This is a genomic window from uncultured Desulfovibrio sp. (assembly GCF_944327235.1).
Classification (GTDB): domain Bacteria; phylum Desulfobacterota; class Desulfovibrionia; order Desulfovibrionales; family Desulfovibrionaceae; genus Desulfovibrio.
Genome location: NZ_CALVHE010000002.1, coordinates 55103 through 78353 on the forward strand (window position 1 = coordinate 55103; position 23251 = coordinate 78353).

At 64.9% G+C, this 23251-nt stretch carries 19 protein-coding genes; 12 read left to right on the forward strand and 7 right to left on the reverse strand.

Annotation, left to right across the window (positions count from 1 at the left end):
• The first annotated feature begins 320 nt into the window (after positions 1–320).
• From Q0K00_RS00780 to Q0K00_RS00835, 12 genes are all read left to right on the forward strand, one after another.
• A complete protein-coding gene (locus Q0K00_RS00780) occupies positions 321–1673 on the forward strand; it encodes a sodium:alanine symporter family protein (protein WP_297226694.1) in 1353 nt (450 codons plus the stop codon).
• 264 nt (positions 1674–1937) lie between these two features.
• A complete protein-coding gene (locus tag Q0K00_RS00785; RefSeq protein WP_297226658.1) occupies positions 1938–2756 on the forward strand; it encodes a cytochrome c3 family protein in 819 nt (272 codons plus the stop codon).
• Positions 2757–2763: 7 nt separating this feature from the next.
• Positions 2764–4035: a 4Fe-4S dicluster domain-containing protein gene (locus tag Q0K00_RS00790; RefSeq protein ID WP_297226659.1), complete on the forward strand. Its 1272-nt coding sequence runs from the start codon at positions 2764–2766 to the stop codon at positions 4033–4035.
• Complete coding sequence (locus Q0K00_RS00795) at positions 4035–4988, forward strand: RnfABCDGE type electron transport complex subunit D (protein WP_297226660.1); 954 nt, start codon at positions 4035–4037, stop codon at positions 4986–4988. The genes Q0K00_RS00790 and Q0K00_RS00795 overlap by 1 nt, the downstream gene beginning before the upstream one ends.
• 1 nt (position 4989) lies before the next feature.
• On the forward strand, positions 4990–5568 hold the full coding sequence (rnfG, locus tag Q0K00_RS00800; RefSeq protein WP_297226661.1) for an RnfABCDGE type electron transport complex subunit G: 579 nt from the start codon (positions 4990–4992) through the stop codon (positions 5566–5568).
• Positions 5569–5577: 9 nt separating this feature from the next.
• Positions 5578–6246 carry an electron transport complex subunit RsxE gene (locus Q0K00_RS00805; protein ID WP_297226662.1) on the forward strand — a complete coding sequence of 223 codons (669 nt, stop codon included), beginning with the start codon at positions 5578–5580 and terminating at the stop codon, positions 6244–6246.
• 12 nt (positions 6247–6258) lie between these two features.
• A complete protein-coding gene (locus tag Q0K00_RS00810) occupies positions 6259–6834 on the forward strand; it encodes an electron transport complex protein RnfA (RefSeq protein WP_297226663.1) in 576 nt (191 codons plus the stop codon).
• A 43-nt stretch (positions 6835–6877) separates the two neighbouring features.
• Positions 6878–7762 carry an RnfABCDGE type electron transport complex subunit B gene (gene rnfB, locus Q0K00_RS00815; protein WP_297226664.1) on the forward strand — a complete coding sequence of 295 codons (885 nt, stop codon included), beginning with the start codon at positions 6878–6880 and terminating at the stop codon, positions 7760–7762.
• Positions 7763–7766: 4 nt separating this feature from the next.
• Positions 7767–8780, forward strand: a complete 1014-nt coding sequence (locus tag Q0K00_RS00820; RefSeq protein ID WP_297226665.1) for an FAD:protein FMN transferase — start codon at positions 7767–7769, stop codon at positions 8778–8780.
• 195 nt (positions 8781–8975) lie between these two features.
• Positions 8976–9848, forward strand: a complete 873-nt coding sequence (locus tag Q0K00_RS00825; RefSeq protein ID WP_297226666.1) for a tetratricopeptide repeat protein — start codon at positions 8976–8978, stop codon at positions 9846–9848.
• A gap of 313 nt (positions 9849–10161) precedes the next feature.
• Entirely contained in the window at positions 10162–14526 is a 4365-nt protein-coding gene (locus tag Q0K00_RS00830; RefSeq protein ID WP_297226667.1) for a hypothetical protein, read from the forward strand.
• A 43-nt stretch (positions 14527–14569) separates the two neighbouring features.
• Complete coding sequence (locus Q0K00_RS00835) at positions 14570–16003, forward strand: phospholipase D-like domain-containing protein (RefSeq protein WP_297226668.1); 1434 nt, start codon at positions 14570–14572, stop codon at positions 16001–16003.
• A 15-nt stretch (positions 16004–16018) separates the two neighbouring features.
• On the opposite strand, the gene Q0K00_RS00840 is transcribed toward Q0K00_RS00835, so the two are convergent.
• From Q0K00_RS00840 to hisH, 7 genes are all read right to left on the reverse strand, one after another.
• Positions 16019–16813, reverse strand: coding sequence for a hypothetical protein (locus Q0K00_RS00840; RefSeq protein WP_297226669.1), 795 nt, complete (start codon positions 16811–16813; stop codon positions 16019–16021).
• A 75-nt stretch (positions 16814–16888) separates the two neighbouring features.
• Complete coding sequence (locus Q0K00_RS00845; RefSeq protein ID WP_297226670.1) at positions 16889–17701, reverse strand: hypothetical protein; 813 nt, start codon at positions 17699–17701, stop codon at positions 16889–16891.
• A gap of 353 nt (positions 17702–18054) precedes the next feature.
• Complete coding sequence (locus Q0K00_RS00850; RefSeq protein ID WP_297226671.1) at positions 18055–18723, reverse strand: methyltransferase domain-containing protein; 669 nt, start codon at positions 18721–18723, stop codon at positions 18055–18057.
• A 168-nt stretch (positions 18724–18891) separates the two neighbouring features.
• Positions 18892–20184 (reverse strand): outer membrane protein transport protein, encoded by a 1293-nt coding sequence (locus Q0K00_RS00855; RefSeq protein WP_297226672.1) that lies wholly within the window; start codon positions 20182–20184, stop codon positions 18892–18894.
• 710 nt (positions 20185–20894) lie between these two features.
• A complete protein-coding gene (locus Q0K00_RS00860) occupies positions 20895–21734 on the reverse strand; it encodes a PP-loop family protein (protein WP_297226673.1) in 840 nt (279 codons plus the stop codon).
• On the reverse strand, positions 21728–22507 hold the full coding sequence (hisF, locus tag Q0K00_RS00865) for an imidazole glycerol phosphate synthase subunit HisF (protein WP_297226674.1): 780 nt from the start codon (positions 22505–22507) through the stop codon (positions 21728–21730). The genes Q0K00_RS00860 and hisF overlap by 7 nt, the downstream gene beginning before the upstream one ends.
• Entirely contained in the window at positions 22497–23138 is a 642-nt protein-coding gene (gene hisH / locus Q0K00_RS00870; protein ID WP_297226675.1) for an imidazole glycerol phosphate synthase subunit HisH, read from the reverse strand. Before hisH ends, hisF begins: the two co-directional genes overlap by 11 nt.
• Positions 23139–23251: the final 113 nt, after the last annotated feature.

A 23251-nucleotide genomic window follows, 5' to 3' on the forward strand; every position in this document is an offset into this window, starting at 1 on the left:
TTTTTTAATAAAGTTTGAATCATGCACTGGTTGAACGACCAATCATTTCATATCCCTGAAAAATGCGACGCAAATTTGTGATTTGGCAGAAAAAAAATATGCATGAGAGATATTTTCTTTGCCTCCTGCACGAAAATTTGCTACCCCGAAAGAGCGGACTGCCGTTTCGGCTGGGAACGGCGTTCGTCTGGTCCGCGGCTGGGCGGCAACGCCCCCCGAAACCACGACCGCAAGGTCGGAAACGCTGCTATGAGGAGGCGGCTGTGGAATTTTTGGTTGATCTTTTGAAATCATTGCAAAGTATCGTCTGGGGTCCCATCATGCTCGTACTGCTGGTCGGTACGGGCCTGTATCTCAATTTCGGCCTCAAGTTTTACTCGTTCCGCAACTGGATCCGCGCGTATAAATGTCTGTGGGACGGTCGGGATCACAAGTCCGAACACGGGGAGATATCGCCCTGGAACGCGCTTATGACCGCCATCGCCGCCGACATCGGCACCGGCAACATCGTGGGCGTGGCCACGGCCATCGCCATCGGGGGGCCCGGCGCCCTGTTCTGGATGTGGATCACGGCCCTCGTGGGCATGATGACCAAATTTTCCGAAGTGCTGCTTTCCGTGCACTTTCGCGAAAAGACTCCCGCCGGCAACTGGGTGGGCGGCGCCATGTACTTCATCAAGAACGGTCTGGGCAAAAACTGGACCTGGCTCGCCATCTGCTTCGCCGTGTTCGGGGCCTGCGCCTGTATCGGCACCGGCGCCATGGTGCAGGCCAATGCCGTATGCGGCAACCTGGTGAGCACGTTCGGCCTCAACAAGTATCTGGTGGCCGTGGTGCTGGTGATTTTGTGCGTGATGGTGCTGCTGGGCGGCGTCAAGCGCGTCGGCGCCGTGGCCGGCAAGCTCGTGCCCTTCATGGCCGGTTTCTACATCATCATGTGTCTCATCATCATCGGCCTGCACATCGACCGCGTGCCCTCCGTCTTCCTCTGGGTGGTGACGGACGCCTTCACGCCCACCGCGGCGCAGGGCGGCTTTGTGGGCGCCACTATTATGACGGCCATCCAGATGGGCATGGCCCGCGGCATTTTCTCCAATGAAGCCGGCCTCGGCACGGCACCCATGGCGCATGCGGCCTCCACGGCGGAAAGCCCCCTGGTTCAGGCCTCCATCGGCATGCTGGACGTGTTCATCGACACCATCATCGTCTGCTCCATGACCGGTTTCGTGATCCTGGTCGCCGTTGTGCCCGAAACGCTGCCCGCCGGCGTGGCCGCCGGTGTGGCCGCCGGCGATCCCCTTTGGAGCAGCGGGCTCAATGGTGGGCAGCTCAGCGCCGTGGCTTTCGGATCCACGCTGGCAGGTTTCGGGGAGTACGGCGTGAGCATCGCGCTGGCCCTTTTTGCCTTCACCACCACCCTCGGCTGGTGCGTCTACGGCGAACGCTGCGTCATCTTCCTTTTCGGCGACAAGGCCCAGGTCGCCTTCCGCATCGTGTATTGCCTTGCCGTGGGCGTGGGCGCCGTCATCGCGCTCGACATGGTGTGGCTCATCGCCGATACCTGCAATGCCCTCATGGCCTTCCCCAACCTCTTCGGTATCCTCTTCCTGAGTCCGGTGCTCTTCCAGATCGTCCGAGAAGAAGTGAAGAAGGACCCGCGCTTCGTCTGCTAGCTCGTGCGGCAGTCAGCGTACTGATGAAAAGGGGGCGCCCGCCATGCGTCCCCTTTTTGATGATCGCCGGCAGCCGCCGGCGGAAGGGCCTGCGGCGGCGCGCGGATGGATTCGCGTCAATGTGAAAAAAAGAGCAGCATATTTGTGGGGTTGAGCGCTTCACAAAAAGTTGCCGTTTTGGTATGTTTGCCTATGAGTCTCCGCTTTCGGCGGGACATTGTATGACGGCGGGGTGCGCCATTCATGACAAGGAGGGGCAAGGCTTTGCAAAAACGCTATCTTCCCGTGACCATAGTGGTCGTGGTTCTGGCCGTCCTCGGCATAGGGGGCTATGCTGTGCCCCTGCTCATGCCGCAGGCGGCCCCGGTTTCGCCGCAGCGCATCCTGCTGCCCAATGCCGGCGGCGCCGTGGTCTTTGACCATAACGCGCATGCGGCCCTGCCCGACATGAGGTGCAGTACCTGTCATCATGACAGTCTGACGCCCCAACCGGACCCTGCCGCCGTGCGTTCCTGTGCGCAGTGCCACGGCCAGACCTTTGATGCGGCGTTCCGCAAGGAACACGTTACCCGCTACGACCCGGAAGCCTGCGTCACCTGTCACCATTACGAGCTTGCCCGCAAGGACTGGGGCCACAAGCGTCATGCCCGGGAAATGGGCCTTGATTGCCGGGACTGTCACCACAAGGATACCGGGATCGAGCCTGAACCGCAGAATTGCGCCGACTGCCACGAGACCGGCGTCGCTCCCACGCACAAGCCCGCCGAAGCCGGTACGCCGCCCAATCTGGCGGATGCCGTCCACGCCCGCTGCGTGACCTGTCACGAAGACCTGTTCGCCAAGAAGGTCAACGGCTGCGCCTCCTGCCACGATGTGAAGCCCATGCGGGAGCAGCCCGCCGAGGTCCGCAGCAAGGTGTCGCCGCTCTATGCCGATTGCGTCGTCTGTCATGAGGCGGGTGGGGACAAGCTGCTCCTGGGCCGCATGGACGCTTTCCACAAGCAGTGCATGGGCTGCCACGAGAGCGCCGGCAAGGGGCCGTTCAAGAAGGGGCAGTGCGCCCAGTGTCATACCTCGAAGTGAGGCGAGCATGAAAGAACTTTTCCAGATGCTGCCGGATCCGCGATTCCATCTGGTCTACGGCATCACGCAGCGATTCAGCGAGGGGCCGAGCCCGCGGCAGGTGCGCCTCAACCGTGAGGGCTTCAAGCTCCTGGAGGGCATCAGCAAGAAAATGCTGGTGTATCCCCACCAAAAACTGGGGGTGCATCCCTCCCCGGCCAAGGGGGACGTGTTCTCGCCCATTTTCGGGAAAATAACGGAAGTCAACGAGCGCTCCATCTTCGTGGAGGCGGTGGAGCCGGACGAAGAGCTGCGCGCCGCCGCCCAGAGCGTGGAGAAGGTCGATCTGCTGGCCATGCCTGAGCGAGGCGGGGAGCTTGTGCCCATCCTCAAGGGATTGGGCCTCAATACCGGTTCGCTCGGTCAGGACTGCGAGACGCTCATCATCAACGGGCTCAACCCCGATCCGGGCGTCACCTGGGCCGAGCCCATGCTGCTGGCGCATCAGCGCAATCTGCACAACGGGCTGGAGATGCTGCGCCGTCTCTCTCCGGCCAGGCGCATCCTGCTGGCCGTGCCCAAGGAGATACGCCTCCAGCATCATGATGTGGAGATCGTGCATGTGCCCTCCCATTATCCGGCCAGCGTCAATGCGCTGGTCATCAAGGCCGTGACCGGCAAGGAACGGCCCGACGGCGTGGGCATCGTGGGACTGCACAACGTCTGGAGTCTCGGCCGGGTGGCCGTGACCGGCCTGCCGCTGACGGAGACGGTCATCACCATCGGCAGCTTCACCCATTCCGGCAACTACATCGTGAAGGAAGGCAGCATGATCGGTGAGCTGCTGGCCTTCGCCAACATCGAGTTTCGGGACGGGGATACGCTGGTACGCGGCGGCCCGCTGCGCGGCGAGAGCATCGAGAAACTCTCGCGCAGCGTCACCAAGGGCTCCACGGGCGTCTTTGTGGTGGAGGCGGGCAGCGTGCCCGTCATGGAAGGGCACAGCCCCTGCATCAACTGCGGAGCCTGCGTGCTGGTCTGTCCCGCCCGTCTGAGTCCCAACCTGCTGAGCCGCTATGCGGAGTTCGCCCTGCACGAACGGGCCCGCAAGGAATACGTGGAACAGTGTCTGGAATGCGGCCTCTGCGGCTATGTCTGCATCGCGCGGCGTCCCGTCCTGCAGTATATCCGTCTGGCCAAGCACAAGCTGGCCGAGGCCGATGCCGTCCGGCGTCTGGAAGAACTGAAACCCGTCGGACAGGGTGAAGCCGCGTCCGGCGCCGCCCAAGGAGGCAACTGATGACTAGCGCATCGTCTTCCGTTCTGCTGGCCATGAGCGCGCCGCCCTACTGGCATTGCGGGCGCAGCATCCGGCGGCAAAGTCTCTATATCCTGGCGGCCTTGTTGCCTGCCGTCTGCTTTGCCGTCTGGAACTGGGGCCTGCCCGCCGTGCGCGTCATGGCCTTGAGCGTCGCCGTCTGCGTGGCGGTGGAAGCTCTCTGTCAGAAACTCATGGGCCGTGAGCTGGCCGTGGACGATCTGACGGCCGTCTGTTCGGGGCTGCTGCTGGCCTTCCTGCTGCCGGCGGATTCCCCGTGGTGGCTGGTCGTCCTCGGCGCGGTCACCTCCATCACGTTGGGCAAGATGGCCTTCGGCGGTCTGGGAGCCAATCCGGTCAATACCGTCCTGGTGGGCTGGGCCGTGCTCTTCGTCTCCTTCCCCCTGCACATGGACGCCAATGCCGCCTCGCTGGGGACGACTTTCGTGGACCCGCTGGTGCGCCTCAAATTCTTCGGGGCCGAGCAGGCCGCCCACATCCCCCTGACGGATCTGCTGCTCGGCCGTCAGATCAACGGCCTCGGGGCCGGGCAGATCGGGGCGCTCTTTGTGGGCGGTTCCCTGCTCTGTATGCGGGGGATACTGCGCTGGCATTCGGCGCTGGGCTTCTTCCTCGGCGTGGCGGGCATAGCGGCCATCTTCCACGCGTCCGATCCCATGCTCCACGCCTCGCCGCTCTATCACCTCTGCACGGGTTCGGTCATGCTGGCCGGTTTCTTCCTGATCACCGACCCCGCCAACGCTCCGTCTCGTCCGCTGCCCATGTTCCTCTACGGGCTCATCGGCGGCGGGCTGGTCATGGCCATACGCAAATACGGCGTCTACACGGACGGTACGCCCTTTGCCATCCTGCTGGTCAACATGCTGACCCCGCTTCTGGACATGATCCGTCCCAAACCTTTCGGAGTGCGCTAGCATGGGCGATATCCTACGCATGATCGTTGTGCTGTCGGCCCTGTGCGGCCTGAGCGGCTTTGCGCTTTCCTATCTCAAGATGGTGACGGCGCCGGGCATCGAGGAGCAGGTGCTCACCTATGTGCAGGGGCCGGCCATCCACAAGGTCTTTACCGGACTGGACAACAACCCCATCGCTGACCGCAAGGCCTTTTCCCTGCCGGACGGCCGGGAAGTGCGCGTCTTTCCGGCGCGGCGCGGCGGCCTGCTGGTGGGGGTGGCCATCGAGGACAAGGGCAAGGGCTACGGCGGCGCGGTGGGCGTCATGGTCGGCTTCAACGTGGCGGACGATACGCTGGCGGGCATCGGCACGACCGACCTCAAGGAGACGCCCGGTCTCGGTATGCGCATCGCTGAACCCGCCTTTACCGGGCAGTTCATCGGCAAGCCGCTGCCGGTGGCCCTCAAGGCGCAGGGCGGCGGCATCGACGCCGTTTCCGGGGCGACCATCTCCTCCGCCGGCGCGGTGACGGCCGTCAACAACGCCGCCGCCGTCTACAAGGCCCTCAAGGCCGAAATCCTCAAGACGTGGGGCAAATAGGAGGGCACCATGAGCGTCATGCACGAATTCACCAAGGGCCTCTGGCAGGATCTGCCGCCCTTCCGGCTGGTGCTGGGCCTCTGTCCCACGCTGGCCGTGACCAGCTCGGCCAATAACGGTCTGGGCATGGGGGCTGCCGTCATCTTCGTCCTCGTGCTCTCCAACATGCTCATCTCCATGGTGCGCGGCATCATCCCCAAAAAGGTGCGCATCGCCTGCTTCATCGTCATCGCGGCCTCGCTGGTGGTGGCGGTGGAGCTGCTCATGCAGGCCTATGCCTATCCGCTCTATCAGCAGCTCGGTATCTTCGTGCCGCTCATCGTGGTGAACTGCATCATCCTGGCCCGTGCCGAAGCCTTTGCCGCCAAGAACGGCGTGGCCGCTTCGGTGGCCGACGGCCTGGGCATCGGGCTGGGCTTTACCCTGTCCCTGACCTTCCTTGGCTCGCTGCGCGAGATCCTCGGCAACGGGACCTGGTTCGGTATCCCCATCATGTGGGAAGGCTTCGAGCCCTTCCGCATCATGGTGCAGGCGCCGGGGGCCTTCATCTGTCTGGGGCTCATCCTCGCGGGCATGAACGTCATCAATGTCTGGCAGGCGCGGCGCAAGGGCCTTCGGGAGCCTGATCCCGTGGGCTGCAGCGGCTGCGGGTGCTGTTCGCTCGACAAGAAGGACTGATAGGAGACGGGTATGGAAATCTTCCAGCTGTTCATTGCCGCCATCTTCGTCAACAACATCGTCCTTGCGCAGTATCTGGGCAACTGCCCCTATCTGGGCTGTTCCAAGGAAAAGAGCGTGGCGCTGGGCATGGGCGGCGCGGTGATCTTCGTCATCGTCGTCTCCACGCTCTGCACCTGGCTCATGCAGAGATACGTGCTGGCGCCCTACGGCCTCGGCTATCTGCAGACCATCGTCTTCATCGTGGTCATCGCCTCGCTGGTGCAGTTCGTGGAGATGTTCCTCAAGAAGATGGTGCCGCCGCTCTACGCGGCGCTGGGCATCTTTTTGCCGCTCATCACCACCAACTGCGCGGTCATGGGGGTGGCCATCCTCGTGCAGCGCGAGGAATACGACCTCATGACCTCGCTCTTGTACGGCCTCGCTTCCGGCATGGGCTTCACGCTGGCCCTGCTGCTCATGGCGGGCATCCGGGAGCGTCTGGACACCTGCCGTCTGCCCAAGGCGCTGGCAGGCACGCCCATCGCGCTGATCATGGCCGGGCTCATGTCGCTGGCCTTCATGGGCTTCAAGGGTATGGCGCAGTAGCGCCGTCCGAACACGCCGCCTGCGGGCGGATGAGGATTCTGCTATGGTGACGACATCCATCATCATCCTTTTCGGGCTGGGGCTGCTGGCCTCGGTGGTGCTGGCCGTGGCTTCGCGCGTCTTCTACATCAAGGAGGACCCGCGCGTGGAGGCCGTGCTCGAAGTGCTGCCGGGAGCCAATTGCGGCGGTTGCGGTTTTGCCGGTTGCGAAGGTTACGCCGCCGCCGTGGTCAATGATCCCAAGATCCCGGCCAATAGTTGTTGCGCCGGCGGCGCACAGACCAGCATCGCCGTGGGCGAGCTGACCGGCAAGACCGTGTCCGAGGCCGAGCCGCTCATGTCCTTGCGACGTTGCGACAAGGTGGCGGGCAATGTGGCCCTGCGCTATCAGTACCAGGGGATGCCCTCCTGCGCGGCGGCCGCCATGCTGCGCGGCGGCGTGGACAACTGCCGGTATTCCTGTCTCGGCTTCGGCGACTGCGTGGTGGGCTGCCCCTTTGAGGCCATGCGGATCGTGGACGGGCTCGTGCAGGTGGATGCCCGCAAGTGCATCGGTTGCGGGCGCTGCGTCCAGACCTGCCCGCGCGGCGTGCTGGAGCTCGTGCCCAAGCGGGCCCGTGTGGCCGTGTATTGCAATACTCGCGACAAGCTGCGCGCCGTGACCGACATCTGCGACAGCGGTTGCATCAAGTGCTGCAAGTGCGTCAAGGCCTGCCCGGCCAAGGCTGTACGGCTGGAAAACGCGCGCATCGTCATTGATCAGCTGCAATGTCTTTCCTACGGCGGCGAGTGCAACGAGGCCTGCGTGGCCGGTTGTCCGCGGCATATCTTCCGGTACACGCGGGGCATCATGGAGGAAATCCGCCCCGTCTCCGGGATTATCCCCCAGACCAGCCCCGCCGCCCCCCAGGCGTCCGCGCAGGAGTAATGCCATGCTGAAGCCAACTTCCCTTTTTCGTCCCCTTGCCGCCCGGTGCGGGCGGCGCGACTTTCTGCGCGGTCTGCTGCTGGGCGGCGGCGCGCTGGCCGGCATGAGTCTGCTGCCCGCGCCGGTCAGGGCCCTTACCCTGCCGGAGACCGGCCCTTATGCGCGCACGGAGCTGTTCATGGGCACCTTCGTGCGGGTGCAGATTGCCGGATGCACTCAGGCGCAGGCCTCCGAGGCCGCGGAACGTGCGCTGACGCTCGGGCGGCGGCTGGCCTCGCTGTATGACCGCCATGACGGCGGCTCTCCGCTGAGCGTGCTCAATGGGCAGGGTACGCTCGACGCGGCCCCCGCCGAACTGTGTTCCCTGCTGGAACTGGCGGCGGACATTCATGCCCGCACGCCGCAATTTGACGTCAGTGTGCTGCCGCTTCTGCAATGGCGGCAGGCCGCGCAGGCCGACACGGCGGCGCCTCGTGATGTGCGCGAGCTGGTGGATGCCCGTGCCATCCGCGTGGACGGCCGGCGCATCCGCCTGTTGCGGCAGGGCATGGGCATTACGCTGGACGGCATCGCCAAGGGGGCGGTGGTGGACGCCGTTTCCGCCGAACTGCTCCGCTGCGGCTGCCCCGACCATCTGGTGGACGCGGGCGGCGACATCGTGGCCCGTGGAACCGCCGACGGCGGCAGGCCCTGGATCGTTGCGGTGGAGGACCCCGCAAAGCGCGGCGATTATCCCGCCATCCTGCCGCTGCGTGATCAGGCCATTGCCACGTCCGGCAACTATGAACAACCTGACGGCCATTTGTGCGATCCCCGCAACGGCGAGTTCTCCCGCCTGCGCTCGTGCAGCGTACTGGCTGCCCGCTGCGGTCTCGCGGACGCCCTGGCCACGGGACTGTCGCTGCTGCCGGCCGCAAGCGTGGCCGTCGGAGCGGCGGAGCATGGCGCGGCGAGCTTTGCCGTGGACGCCGGGGGGAACACGGCATGTTCGCCCGGTTGGCTGGTTCGGGGGGCGTGACGCGCTTCGGCAGCGGTCATACGGTGACAAGTAAAGGGAGGCTTCGCGGCCTCCCTTTTCTTGTCCGCTGCGGGGGAGACCTTCCGCACGGACGGCGCGGTCTTTCCGCCTTGTCAATATTCTAGGAATATTCTAGAAAAAGGGACATCGCCCACCGGGGCAGACGCTCCGTTCCCCAGAAAAGAGAAAATTGCCATGTCGCGTTCCAAACGAAAATCTTCCGAACGGCGGAAAGCTCCCTCCGCCGGTACGCCTGCCGTCGTTTCTCCCGCTGTCTGCAATGAAGCGGCGTCCCTCACGCCCGATAACGCCACGGACGCGCCGTGCAACAGCGCTTCGCTCCCCCTGCCGGGAGACATCCCGCCGTCCGCGGCGGCGAACAGGCGGGGAGGCGTCTCCGGGCTCACCTGTGCGCTTTGCTGCGGCATATGCCTGCTGGGCGGCATGTTCCTGGGGAACCTCCTTCCCCATGCCCTTGACAGGCAGGAGGATGCGGCGTCCCGGACCGTGGCGTCCCAGCCCGCACCGGCAGCGTCCAAGGCCGATGCGGGAGCGCCGCCCTCCGATCCGGCTCCGGCAGCCGTCGCCGCCGTACAGGAAAAGGCGATGCAGGCGGCCCCGCCGGTGAACGCGAGCCGGGAGGCGTTGGAACACATCGGCCATCTGGAGAAGCGGCTTGCCGCCAACCCGCAGGATGTGGACGGCTGGACGGAGCTCGGCAATGCCTATTTCGATACGCATCAGCCCCTCAAGGCCATCAACGCTTACGAGCGCTCGCTGGCTCTGCGGCCCGGCGATCCCAACGTGCTGACCGATCTGGGCATCATGTATCGGGAAAGCGGCCAGCTCGGGCAGGCGCTGGAGTGCTTCGACCGGGCCATGCGCGCCGATCCTGCGCACGAGAATGCCCGCTTCAACAAGGGGGTCATCCTGCTTTTCGACTTGCATCAACACGCCGAGGCCAAGGCGGTCTGGCAGGAACTCCTGCGTATGAATCCCCGGGCAACGGCCCCGGACGGAACGGCACTGCGTACGCTCATCGAACAATGCGACAAGCCGTTGCCCTAGGGCGCGTCAATACAAATTTTATAAATAATTTCAATAGATAAAACTACAAGCTGTACACGCTCCGCTTGCCCTTGAGGCAGGGGAGCCTCGAGTCCCCGACTCTTCTCTCAGTAAAAGCGCGCTGGGGAAAGGATGGGGGGCTTGGGGGGAAGGGCACTCGCTCCCGCGCCGGCGGCGACCGAAAGGCGGCTGCGGACCGTGCTCGTTGGGCGACACGGAAGCCTCTCGAGCATCGAGGGCAGAGCGGGGGGCTCCCTTTCCTCCAAACAGGCAGCAAATAGTGTCAATAGGCCCTAGGGGCGGGAGAAAAGCCATGTTTGAACGCATCAGTACGGCGCTTGTCGTCGTGAGTCTGTCTCGTCTGCGGAGTATGTTGCCGTCCGCGCTGGCGCTCCTGCTGCTGTGCGCCGCCACGGCCGGAGCGGCGATCCTGCAGCCGCCCGTGCCGCCTGTGCCGCCTGTGGCACTGACGGTCCCGGCCGGAGCCTCCCCGGACACGGTGCCGTCCCACCTGAGCCAGCCCAGTCTGGCGTTGCTGCCTTATCTTCAGGTCTATATCGACACGACGGGTGAGATGGATGTGGAAGAGGTGGCTGCCCTGCCGCCGGACAAGCATTTCACGCCGTTGGACGTGAAGCGTCTGCCGCGCGTGTCGGGGGTGACCTGGCTGCGCTTCGTGCTGGATGCCGCCGTGCCGGGACAGGAAAACAGCGCGATTCTCCTGGATATGGGGGAGAGCGTCCCCGGTACGCCCACGCTGTACAATCCATTGTTCGACACGTTGAGCAATACCGTGGAGTGGCGGGAGAACACGCCGACCTCCCGCAATGTCCTCCTGCTGCCGCGCGCGGGGGAAGAGGCGCAGGTCTGTTTCCTGCGGCTGGACGGGCTGCCGGGGCTGTGGTTCTCGCCCATGTTGCGCACGCCGCACAATGCCGCCACGGATCTTTCCGGTCTGGCCTCCAAGAGCGCGCTGGTCGCGCTGGCGGTGGTCATGCTGTTGTGTCTGCTGCGCGGACTGTCGGAGCACGGCCAGTGGCGCATCTGGACGGCCCTTTACGTCGCGGCCGCGCTCGTGCAGGGCTATTTCGGCGTCCCCGGCAACGGTTCCGGACACTTTTCTCTTGAGGATACGGCCGCTCTGCTGACGCCGGGACTGGCGCTCATGTTCCTGCCGCATGTGGGCCGCCATCTCATGCAGACGCGGGGCCATCATCGTTTCCTCGATGCGCAGTTCATCCTGCTGGTGCTGCCCGGCGCAGCGCTGGCCCTGCTGCCGCTGGTGCCGGACATGGCCTGGACGGCGCGCTACCTGCCTCTCTGGCCTCTCGTCATGCTGTTGTGCGTGCCCACGGCCACAGCCGCCTGTCTGATGGGCCTGCCGGGAGCGCGGCGTTTCCTGCTGGGCATATTGCTGCCGCCGGCTGCCGTGGCGGCGTCCATCCTTGGGCTGGATTTCGGTTATGCGCCCGGCGTGCTGGCTTCGCTGCCCCTCTGGGGCACGGCCCTGAGCGCGCTCGTCATCGCCGCGACCGCCGTTCCTCGGCGGGAGGAGGACGAGGAAGAGGAGGATGCCCCCATCGATCTGACCATGCCGGCGGTCAGTACGGGGACGTTGCTGGTCGATGACGGGCCGCTGAGTCTGGGGACACCCCAGCGCTCGGAGCAGCTCCCACTGCTGGATGATCCCAATCTGCGTCTGGTCTCTTCCAGCGAGGAGGGCATAGCCTTGCCCCGCATGGAAGAGGACGTGCCGCAGCCTGAACCTGTCCCGGTGTCGCCCCGGACGGAAACGCCGCCCGCGCGGTCCGCACGTCCCGCGGCCGACCCGCTGGATGCCGAGCGTCTGGAGGAGGCCCTGCGGCGTCCGCTGGATGATCTCATGCGGGAGAGCGCCGTACTGGAGCAGTGCTCCCTGCCGCCTTCGGCGCGGGAGACGGCCCGCAACATGACCTCGGCCGCCCGGCAGATGCTGGCCGTGTTGCGGGATCCCGCAAGCGTCCTGCCCGGCGTGTCCGCTCCGGCCCTGCAGGAGACGTTCGATCTGCAGGAGCTCATGCGCTCAGTCCATGATTCCGTGGCCGCAGCCGCGGAAAACAGCGGCATCGCGCTGGCCTGGTACATGCCTCCCTATCTGCCGTCTTTTTACAGCGGCGAGTATCAGGCGCTGGATGCGGTGTTGCGCGAACTGCTGGAAAGCGCCGTCCGTGCCACGCGGCAGGGCGCTGTGCACTTTTCGGTGCGACGTGTGCCGGACAGCGACGATCCCGGTCATCTGCTGTTCACCGTGCAGGACAGCGGGTCCGGCACGCCTCCCGCCGAACGTTCCAGCCTGGCCTTGAGCCATGCGTGGGAGCTGGCCGGACGGAGCAACGGTTTCCTGAGCGCCGAGTGCGGCATACGCGGAGCGACCATCGCCTTTACCCTGCATCTGGAGCCTGTGGACGGCGTAGCGGAAGTGCCGACGGCCCCGGCGGAGCATACGGGCAAGAGCGCGCGACGGGCGCGCATACTGGTGTGTACGCCCGGCGCCATGGATCGTCAGGCGTTGGTGCATATGCTGGATGGCCTGGCCTGCGTGGTCCTGCAGGCGCGCACCCTGCCGGAAGCGCTGGCCCTGCATGAGCAGCGTCCGGTCACCATGCTGATCGCGTCGGGTACGCAGGTGTCCGTCAAGGCGCAGGAAACGCTGGAGCGTTTCCGCCAGCGGGCCACGGCGGCGCATCTGCCGGTATTCGGGGCCATCGCCGTCACCGGGGACGACAGCCAGTGGGATGCGCTGGCCGGAGCGGGCTTCACGCACGCCCTGCTGGAACCTGTGGATCGCGAGGCCCTGCGCCAGACGGTGCGTGAGATCCTGGAAGCCTTCTTCGGCAGCCAGGGCGAGGAAGCCGCACCGGCATCCGGGGGGGCGTCGGGACATCCCGCCGGATTCCCGCCGCTCTCCGGTCTGTTGACGCCGCAGTCCCCCAGACGGGAGGAAGCGCGGGAACGGGCGGCCGAGCATGAGGCGGTTGCGGAGGCCGTGTCCGCGGCTGAGGATGTCGCGCCCGAGGCCGGGGAACAGGAGGCGGGACCGGAGCCTGCCCTTGAGGAGGCCGCTGCCGCGCCCGTTGAGGAACCCGTGCTGCCGGTCACGGACGATCTCCCGGTCGAGCCGACCCCTGTCGTGGAATCGGTGTCCGATGACGTGCGGTCGCAGACTGCGGACCCGTCGGAAGGCTCGTCCGCCGAAGACTTGCCGACTATCGACAATCAATGGGGAGCGGCTCCGGCGGCCTCCGTTTCGGAAGAGCTGCCGTCGTTGGATAACCAATGGGGGCAGACCGTGCCCACGACATACGTAAAGAGCGGCGAGGCCGCGCCTGACAGCGCCGACGCCTCGGCCGAGCTTGCGGAAGCTCCCGCCCAGGAGACCGAGGTGCCGGTCCCGACGGAGACGGCGGCCTCCGTGTCTGTCGAGGCCGCGACGACCGTCGAAGAGCTCGTGCCGTCCGGGGCGGAGCGGGACGTGGAGACGGACCTGTCGTCCGCAGCCGAAGAAAACGTTTCTGAGCCTCAGACTGAAAACCTGCCGCCTCTTGGGGAAGATGCGGTAATGTCCGCGCCTGCGGAGACGGCCGCTCCGTCAGGAGTCATGGCGTCCGGAACGGATGCGATGACGGCGGAAGAGTCCGCCGAGGCTCCCGGCACCGGAGGCATGGCTGCCGCGTCGCCTCTTTCGTCCTCTCCCGCGGACGCTTCTCCGCTGGCGACGCCGTCCCCCGCTTCGGGAGGATTCATCGAGTGGGTGGGAGAACCCACGCCCATCCCGTCCAGCCGTCCCAGAGCCGAAGTGCCGCGCAAACCCGCGCAGCCGGCGGAAACGGCAGCCTCTACCGGTGCCGCGCAGCCGGTCACGCTGACCATGCAGGAGGCCCTCAAGGCTGCGGAGCAGGAGCAGAAGGCAGGCTCGCGGGCGGGAGCCATCCCGCAGACGCGCCAGACGTCACTGGAGATGCCTGCCGACAACGACGCCAATGAAGAAAGCGGAACCGGCGTGCCGTCCTTCCTGAGGCGGGTGCTGGGACGCCTGCAGGGACAGGGCGACAGCGCCGGTGCGCCCTCGGGGCCCCAGAGCGGTCGTGCCAGAGCCGCTGATGCTCGTCGCAGAGCGGCTGCGGCGGCTCGTGCGGGCGGCCCCGCCTCGTCCGCTCCCGCCGTATCCGCAACGGCGGTTCCCGCTCCCGCCGTCGGCGGCCATGCGGCTCCCGTGAGCGCGCCGTCCGTGGAAAAACCTGCGGTTGCCATGCCGTCGCCTCTGGCTTCGCCCCTGTCCCAGCCGCAGCCAGCCATGCCGTCTGAGACCGTCGTGCCGGATGCGCCCGCCGCACCGGCGCCCGGCAGTGGGGCGGACGCCGCGGATCAGGAGATGCTGGATCTCGTGGCCCGCTTTGATGCGGCCGTCCGCAAGGCGCAGCAGGCCTTTGCCAACGGCAATTGTCTGACGGTCGCCGTGGCGGCGGAGAGCATCGCCCGTGACGCGGACGCCTACGGTTTCCGTTCGCTGGGACGTATGGCGCGCTGTGTGGAGCAGGCCGGCCGCCACGAGGATCTGGGAGCACTGCGGGATCTGCTGCCCGATCTGGTGGCGCAGGTGGAGCGTAACCGCATCGCCATCCAGAAAGAATTGCGCTGAGTCCTTCCGGCCCGCCACGGCGGGCCGGAAAACGGTTGTCGCCATGTGGGATACGCTTCATCCTGTGCAGCTCGTGCTGCTGCTCCTCTTCCATCTGCTGGCCTGGGGCGCTGCCGGTCATGCGGTGCTGACCAAGCGCGATCCGCGGTCGGCGCTGGGCTGGTCGGCGGCACTGATCTTCCTGCCTGTGGTGGGGCTGCTGCTCTACCTGACCTTCGGCATCAGTCGGACCCAGAGCGCCGCCCAGCGCATGATGCGCAGGCTGGCGGCCGGAGAACCGTATATGCCCCTCACGGGGGAGAGCCCGCGGCGTCCGCGGGACATCCCCGCACAGGCCGTGCTGCTGGAGCGGCTGGGCCGCCGTCTGACGGGACAGGAATTGTGCGGCGGCAACCGCATCGAGCCGTTGCGCAACGGCAATGAAGCCTACCCCGCCATGCTGCGCGCCATCCATGCGGCCCGGCGCTATGTCTACCTGTCCACGTATATCTTTGCCCACGGCAGCACGGCGGAGGCTTTTTGCGAGGCGCTCGCCCTGGCGGCGGCACGCGGCGTGGATGTGCGTGTGCTGGTGGACGGCTTCGGCGGGCGTTTCTATTCCCTGCGCCGTCCCTGGGCGCATCTGGCCGGAAGAGGCGTGCGGGTGGCGCAGTTCCTGCCGCTGCAGCTCATGCCGCCCAAGCTGTGCATCAATCTGCGGACGCACCGCAAACTGCTCGTTTGCGATGAGGTGGCCTTTACCGGCGGCATGAACATCTCGGATCACCATGTGCTGTCCGGACGGAAGAACGATATGCAGGACATGCAGTTCCGTTGCAGCGGCCCCATCGTTTTGCAGCTCTTGCGGGCCTTCCTGCTGGATTGGGGATTTGCATCGGGGCATCCGGAACCCTTGCCGACTTCGGCCGTCCCGGGCGCGTCCGACGGGGAAAGCCTGTGCCGCATGGTGCTGGACGGCCCGGACTCCGATGATGATACCCTCAATGATCTCATGGCCGGAGCCATCAGCGGAGCGACGCGCAGCGTCCACATCATGACGCCCTATTTCCTGCCGTCGCACGAGCTGATGACCAGCCTGCGCAGCGCGGCGCAGCGGGGGCTGGACGTGCGGGTCATCCTGCCGGAGCGCAACAATCTGCCCTATGTGCACTGGGCGACCTTCCGCCTGCTGCCTTCCCTGCTGCGGGCGGGGGTGCGGGTATGGCATCAGCCGCCGCCTTTTGCCCACACCAAGCTGCTGGCGGTGGACGGCTACTATGCCCAGATCGGTTCGGCCAATCTGGATGCCCGCAGCTTGCGCCTGAATTTCGAGCTGAATATGGAGGTCTTTGATCCGCGATTCCATGATCTGCTCGTACAGCACATGCTGGAAGCCGCGGGCCGGGGCCGGGAGGTGACGCTGTCCCGTCTGGCCGCGCGCAGCCTGCCGCTGCGCCTGCGGGATGCCGCCTGCTGGCTGTTCTCGCCCTATCTGTAGGGGGCTCTCCCACGCTCAGGGCAGCCAGCGCACGAGTCCCTTGGGGAAATCCGGGGGCAGCTCGTCCTCTTCGACTTTCTTGATCTTGAAACGGACGCGTCCGCCGCTGTGGTCGGTATACTCAAGATAGCTATAGGTCTCTCCCAATCCCAGGAATGGTTCGTGGATCCCCTCCCTGAACTCAGGGTGCGGCTCCGCTGAGGATTCCCCGAGCAGGGGCCTGAGGTCACTGCCGTCTTTTTCCGTCATCAGGTATTCCCCATAAATGCGTCCATTACGCTCGCCATACACGGTAACAAGATAATAATTGCCGTACACGCGCCGCCACTGCAGCACATAGCGTCCCCCTTTCATATTTTGCCGGCCTGCGTAGTAGGTATCCGCGGGCGGGTCATCGGGAGCGTGGAGGGTCGTGCCGTCTTCAAAGCGGACCCAGTAGGGCGCAGCTTTCCCGTCCGCCTCCATGCCCGTGAAACTGCGTCGTTCCGGATTGTCGAGGTAGGAGATGTTTCTGACTGAGATCCCTTTCGGATCTGTGAGGGAGTAGATCGAGATGGTGGCGATCTTGAGTTTGTCCCCTTGCGGGACGCTCATGACGACATTCTCGTACTCGCCTCCTTTCAGCATGGGGTGGACGTAGGGAGCGGACGGGTCTGTGGAATGGATATACGGGATGAGCGCCTCGAGGGGCACCCAGGAGTCCCTGAAAAGATAATATTTGGCCTCCTGTGTGGGCTCTGCCGCGCAGGGGCTGGTCAGGAGCAGGATAAGCGGGAACGCCAGGCTCAGGCGTCGTCGGAAAGCGGACATGATGACCTCCTGTGGGGTGCTGCGTCAGGATGCGGCGGGAGCGCCCGCCGTCCGGGAAGGCGAGCGGGGCCGCGCTCAGGGCAGCCAGCGCACGAGTCCCTTGGGGAAATCCGGGGGCAGGTCCTTCTCCTGGACCACCTTGATCTTGTAGCGGATGCGCTTGCCGTCTTGATCGGTAGCGTCGAAATAGGGGGCAAGGTCCGCATCGGATGCCACGGTCTTGCGGCAGGTCGTGAAGTCAGGATGCGGCTCCGCCGAGGATTCCCCAAGCAGGGGCCTGAGATCCTTGCCGTTTTCCTCTGTGATCAGGTATTCCGCAAGCACGAGTTCCCGGGCGTATTTGGTGACGAAATAATAATTTCCGTACACGCGCCGCCACCGCAGATAGAAACGCGCCTCGGGTATGACATTATTGCCGCGGGAATATTTGCCTACTTCGCCTGTGAAATAGGCGTCTGCCGGCGGGTCGCAGAAAACATGAAGGGCCGTGTCGCGATCAAAGGTGACGGCGAACGGGGACTGACTGTCAAGCGGCGTCGTTTGCGCCATGCCTGTAAAAATGCGCCGCTCCGGGTTCTCGAGGTACAGGATCTGCGAAACGAAAGGCCCTTCCTTGTCTGCAATGAATTCCGGCGGGAAGAGGGCGGCCTTGAGGATGTCCCCCTCCTGGACGGTCATGACGATGAACGAGTAGATGCCAGTGTTATGGATGCGGGGAGCGGACGGGTCGCTGGCACGCAGGTAGGACGCGAACTTTTCGAGGGAGATGCGGGAGTTCAGGTTGATGATGTTGTATTTTGGCCCCTGTGCGGGCTCTGCCGCGCAGGGGCTGGCCAGGAGCAGGATGAACGAGAACGCAAGGCTCAGGCGTCGCCGGAAAGCGGACATGATGACCTCCTTTGGTGGGGGGCATGGGATACGGGGGCCGTCCCGGTACCGAAAAAAAAAACGGCAACCCTGCCGTCAGGCGTACGTGAACGCCAGACTGAAGGTGGGCTGCCTTTTCTTGCGGCAATATGGAGCGTTTCGTCCGGCAGAGGGCGGTCTTTCTTGCCGCGGCAAAAAAAGAGCCCTCGCCATGATCCGCCTCCTGTCCCTTGAGCAATTTTAGTTTGAAACGCTGTGCGTTGCAAACCATACGGCCTGGCGTTTCGCGGAAAAACGCGGTGTTTCCGCTCACTTTTGGCCAAGCGGCGCTGTGCCGCCGCCTCGCGCTTTATCTTTTTCAACGATAAAACGCTCTACCGGGAGGGATGCAGACGCTGTACGCGCGCCGGGGGCAGATTGATGAGGACGCGCCGCGTGCGGTCCGGCACGAAACCGGCCTGACTGAGCGGCGTCCGGCCCCAGAGGGCGTATGTGAACTGGACGACGCAGCCTTCCGCATCCAGACATTGCCGCATGGCGGTCATGATGCCTGCCCGGCATTCCGGGGGCAGACTGAGCAGGGGCAGGGAAGAGACTATGGCCGCCACGCGTCTGCCCTGCGGCAGATATTCGGGCAGGCGCATGGCGTCTCCCTGAACGACGGGCACATGCGGGAAGCGATCCTGCAACATACGGCAGAAGGTGGGCATCCGTTCGATGAGCAGCAGCCGCTGGGCCGGGATGCCCTTTTGCAGCAACGCCCGGGTGACCACTCCCGTGCCCGGCCCCAGTTCCACCACAAGGTCCTGTCCCTGGATGACGGACGGAGGCAGGAGGTTCGTCATGGTCTGGGCGAGGGCCGCGCTGCTGGGACAGACCGCTCCCACGCCGTGCGGCGCGCGGACCATCTGCCGCCAGAAGGCCCCGAAGGAGGCCGCCATGCCAAGCACGCCCCCGTTACCGGCGTAACGGCCCCAGTCGGCGCGCAGATTGCGCCAGGTATTGCTCAGGCGTTGTTGCGTAAGATGTGCTAAACGGGTCATGCCGAATCCTTTACTGTCTTGCGGCGCGAAAGCCGTGCATCCCGGACGCAGCATAGCCGCAAACGCCTGCGGACGCCAGTCTTTCCCGGCGGCTTTTCCTGACCGGCAGCATACGGCGTCTCCCGTCAGCCAAGCGTCATGCGTGCGGGATCGGAACGTGCGGCGTCCTCAGAAGGTATAGCCCACGGTGACGGAATAGATATTGGCCACAGTGTCCCGGCTGTTGCCGCCGCGGATGCCTGACACGCTGCTGCGGATGCCCCCGGCATCGGTAGTCCCGTAGTCCATGTCATATACCCAGAGATGGGCATACGCCAGATCGAGCGTCCAGTTCTCCCAGGTGAAGCCCGCTCCCAGACCCACGCCGGTACGGCCATAGCTGGGGATCATGAAATCGGCGTGGGATTCATTGGTCACCGGCGTTTCATGCCAGACGCCCGCTCGCAGGGCGAGCCAGTCCAGCGGCTCATACTCCACGCTGGCATTGAAATTCCAGCCGTCGCGCCAGCCCTTTTGGTTGAGGGACTGGTAGTTGGAGTCAAAATAGATGTTCAGGGAGTCGTAGCTGGACCAGCGGGTGAATACCGTCCCCACCTCAAAGCTCAGATTGTCCAGCGGCTTGTAGGCCAGACCCACGGCAAAGGAGTCCGGCAGATGCACCGTGCTGTGGGCCCCGGTGTCCACGGTGTGGGGGACCTGCCCCATGTCCGCCAGCATATTGCTCTGATGGCGGGAATAGTCCACCTCGCCGTTGATGTTGAGCGTGACCGGACTTTTATAGGAAAAGCCCAGCGACAGCTCATCGGTCATGCGGAAGTGGGCTCCCAGATGCAGGCCGGCGCCCCAGCCGCTGCCGTTGAGGGTCAGCTTGCTGTCAGGGTCTTTCTGGGGGAAGAAACCCGCGAACTGCATGGTGGGGATCTGTTGCGACATGGCGAAATTGGCGTACATGACTTCCACGCCAGCGGACAGCGAGAGCACGTCGTTGACCTTCATGGCCACGGTGGGCACGAGGGAGAAGGTCTGGAAATTCACGCTGGTGAGATTGTAGCGTCCCACCCAGTTGTCCGAGAACTCATTGCCGAGACCGAAGCGGGAGAACATGCCCAGCCCCAGCCAGAAACGGTCATTGAGCTGATGGGTGATGTAGGCGTGAGGAGCGGGCCAGACATTGGGCTTGGTGGTCGTCGCCCTGCTGCTGCCGTCGAGCATCTCGGCGTCGATGGTGCCCATTGGCGCGATGACGGCAAAGCCGCCCATGACCCGCGTGCCGGGCAACTGGGTGATGCCCGCGGCATTGTAGGCGAGAGCGGAAGGATCATCGGCGCGACCGACCATGCCTCCGGCCAGCGACAGCCCGCGCGAACTCCATTCCGTAAGACTAAACCCCTCGGCCCGGGCAACGCTGACCTGACAGGCCCAGATGAGACAGCACAACAGCAACAGATACCGTTTTTTCACCACACCCTCCACAACTTTTCCGTCAGAGGCCCGTCCGTCGCAGCGGTCAAGCCTTCCTGAAAAATAAAATTTTGTAAAAATATTCTTGTATTGCGTTATAAGTCAAGTGTTTTGCCGTCGGAAGGGGGCTGTGTAAGGGGAGTGGACGGCAGGCCGCAGCAGGACCGTAGCGGCCGTCGGGAAGCGCTGCGCTGCCCGGCCGAAACCAAGCGGAACGACCGCGTTTTTTCCGCGAAACGCCAGATGCCTGATTGGGAACACGAAGCGTTTCAAACGGAAAATGCTCCAGGGGTTGGTAATGCAAATTTTACAATAATTTCAAAAGATAAGATGGGTAAGCCGTTCGTGCCATCCGTCTTTGGGGAGGGGGCAAGTCGCGTCCCTGACGCTTCTCTCGGTAAAAGCGCGTTGGGGAAGGGATGGGGGCTTGGGGGGAAGGGAGCGACCGAAAGGCGGCCCGCAGAGCCGTGCCTGTTAGGCGACAAAGGAGCCTTACGGGCATCGACAGCAGAGCAAAGGGGGGTCTTCCCCCTCAAAAAAAAGCGTAATGAGTCCTGAACCTAGAGCGGATTCGCATTGAAATCGTGTCCAATTTCCATGCTGACGCTGCCCTCACACTACGGAAAAAGCGTGGTTTTTCCGTGTGTTCGGTTGCGGGTAGTCGCTCTCGCGACTACCAGAGCAATCCACATTTTCAATGTGGAATTGCTCTAATCGAAAAAGCCGCTGATGCGTTCCGTCCGCCGGAGAGCGCAGGGCCAGAAACCCGCTGCCTCCAGGATGTGGCGAAGTCGCTCCAGAGAGGGAGGGGCCGGTCGTTCATGCTGCAGGACCGGTCCAGGACACAGGCGCAGGCGAAAGTCCCCCAGAGCCGGACGCCCGTCAACATCCGTCAGGGCCGCGAGGGCGGCCTCGGCCTGAGCCAGACGGCGCAACGTCTTTTCATCCGGGCGGCAGCCATAGGCCAGACGGGTCAGCAGGCAGGGGCGGGCCGTCTGTTCGGGGTCCTCAAGCCCCCAGATCGCGCCCAGCCTGCGCAGGTCCGCCTTGCGGATGCCGGCCTCGGCCAGTGGCGAGGCCACCCCCGCTTCCCGCAAGGCCCGCAGACCGGGACGATGGGCCCGCAGGTCGTCGGCATTGCTGCCGTCGCAGAGCAGGGCGTCCGGCAGGCCGCGCGAGGCAAGGCGTTCCCGCAGGGCCGCCAGCAGGGCTTTCTTGCAGGCATAGCAGCGCTCCCGGCTGCCATCGCTCACTTCCGGCAGGCCAAGGGGGGAAAAGGGGACCATCTCCAGCGCGAGGCCTCGCGCTTCCGCCCAGCTGCGGGCGGCCCGGCTCTCCTCGTCGGGCACATGAGGCCCGTGCGCGTGCAGGGCCGTGAAAGGCAGCCCGGCACGCTGCAGGGCCAGACAGAGGAAACGACTGTCCACGCCGCCGGAAAGCGCCACGGCCAGCGCCGGAGCCCGCCCCGCGCACGCCGTCAGGCGTTCCCGCAGACGCTGTGCCGCGTCGGCCAGATCGGCGGGCAGCGCCGACCGGTCTTCGGCTACCATGCCAGACGTACCTTGGCGCCGCGCCGGGCCATTTCTTCCTTGCATTGCCGGATGGTGTACTGTCCGTAATGGACGATGGAGGCGATGAGCGCCGCCGAAGCGCCGCCCTTGCTGACGGCCTCGTACATATGTTCGGGATTGCCCGCACCGCCGGAAGCGATGACCGGGATGCTCACGGCATCGCTGATGGCGCGGGTGAGCGTCAGTTCATAGCCGTCGCGGGTGCCGTCGGCGTCGATGGAGTTGACGCAGAGTTCGCCCGCGCCCAGTTCCTGACAGCGTTTTGCCCAGGCGATGGCGTCCAGGCCCATGCGTTTGCGTCCGCCGTGGATGACGATCTCATAGCCGGACGGGATGGCCTCACTCACGGGCACGCGCAGCACGTCCATGCCTACCACGATGGCCTGCACGCCGAAGGCCGCCGCGCCCTCGCTGATGAGCCGCGGGTCCTTGACCGCCGCCGAGTTGATGGACACTTTTTCGGCCCCGGCCACCAGGACGGCGCGCATGTCCGCCACGCTGGAGATGCCGCCGCCCACGCAGAAGGGGATGAAGATCTGTTCCGCCACTCGTTCCACCACATCCAGAAAGATGCCGCGCTCCTCGGCGGAAGCCGTGATGTCGTAAAAGACGATCTCGTCCGCCCCTTCTTCATAATAGCGGCGGGCGCTCTCCACCGGATCTCCGATATCCTCGTTGCCCGCAAAGCGGATGCCCTTGGTGAGGCGTCCGGCCCGTACGTCCAGACAGGGGATGACGCGTTTACTGAGCATGGCGCACCTCGCGGCAGTAGTCGAAGAAGTTGTGGAGGATCTGCAGGCCGGGACGGCCGCTCTTTTCCAGATGGAACTGCACGGCCCAGAGGCCGTCACGACCGTAGACGGAACAGAACTCCTGTCCGTAACGGGTGGTGGCCATGATCAGCTCCGGGGCCGGTTCCACATAATAGCTGTGCACGAAGTAGAATTCCGCGTCCGGGGGCAGCTGGGCCAGCAGGCGTCCGGGCCGGTGCAGGGTCAGACTGTTCCAGCCCATGTGCGGCACCGGGGCGGGGCTGCCGTCCTCCTGCCGCAGGTCGTCGGAAAAACGCAGGCAGCGACCGGGCACGACGCCCAGCGTCTGCACGTCGTTCTCCTCGCTGGATTCCAGCAGGATCTGGCAGCCCAGACAGATGCCGAGCAGGGGCTGCCCCGCGTCGATGGCCTGCCGCAGCACCCGGTCGAGCCCGGCCTCGCGCAGATGGTTCATGGCCTGTCCGGCCGCGCCCACGCCGGGGAAGATGATGCCCTGTGCCCCGAGGAGCACGTCCGGGTCCGCCGTGATGGCGCAGGGGATGCCGAGATGCTCCAGCGCGCGCCGGACGCTGGTCTGATTGCCTGCCTTGTATTCCAGAATTGCCAGCATGTCGTAGTCCTTGCCGGGTTGTCCCGGCCTGCCCGGGGGCGTGTGGCCGGAGGATGGTAGGGAAGCCGCCCCCGCTGTCCGGCGGCATGGGGTCTCCCGCCTCTTTCGCCGGG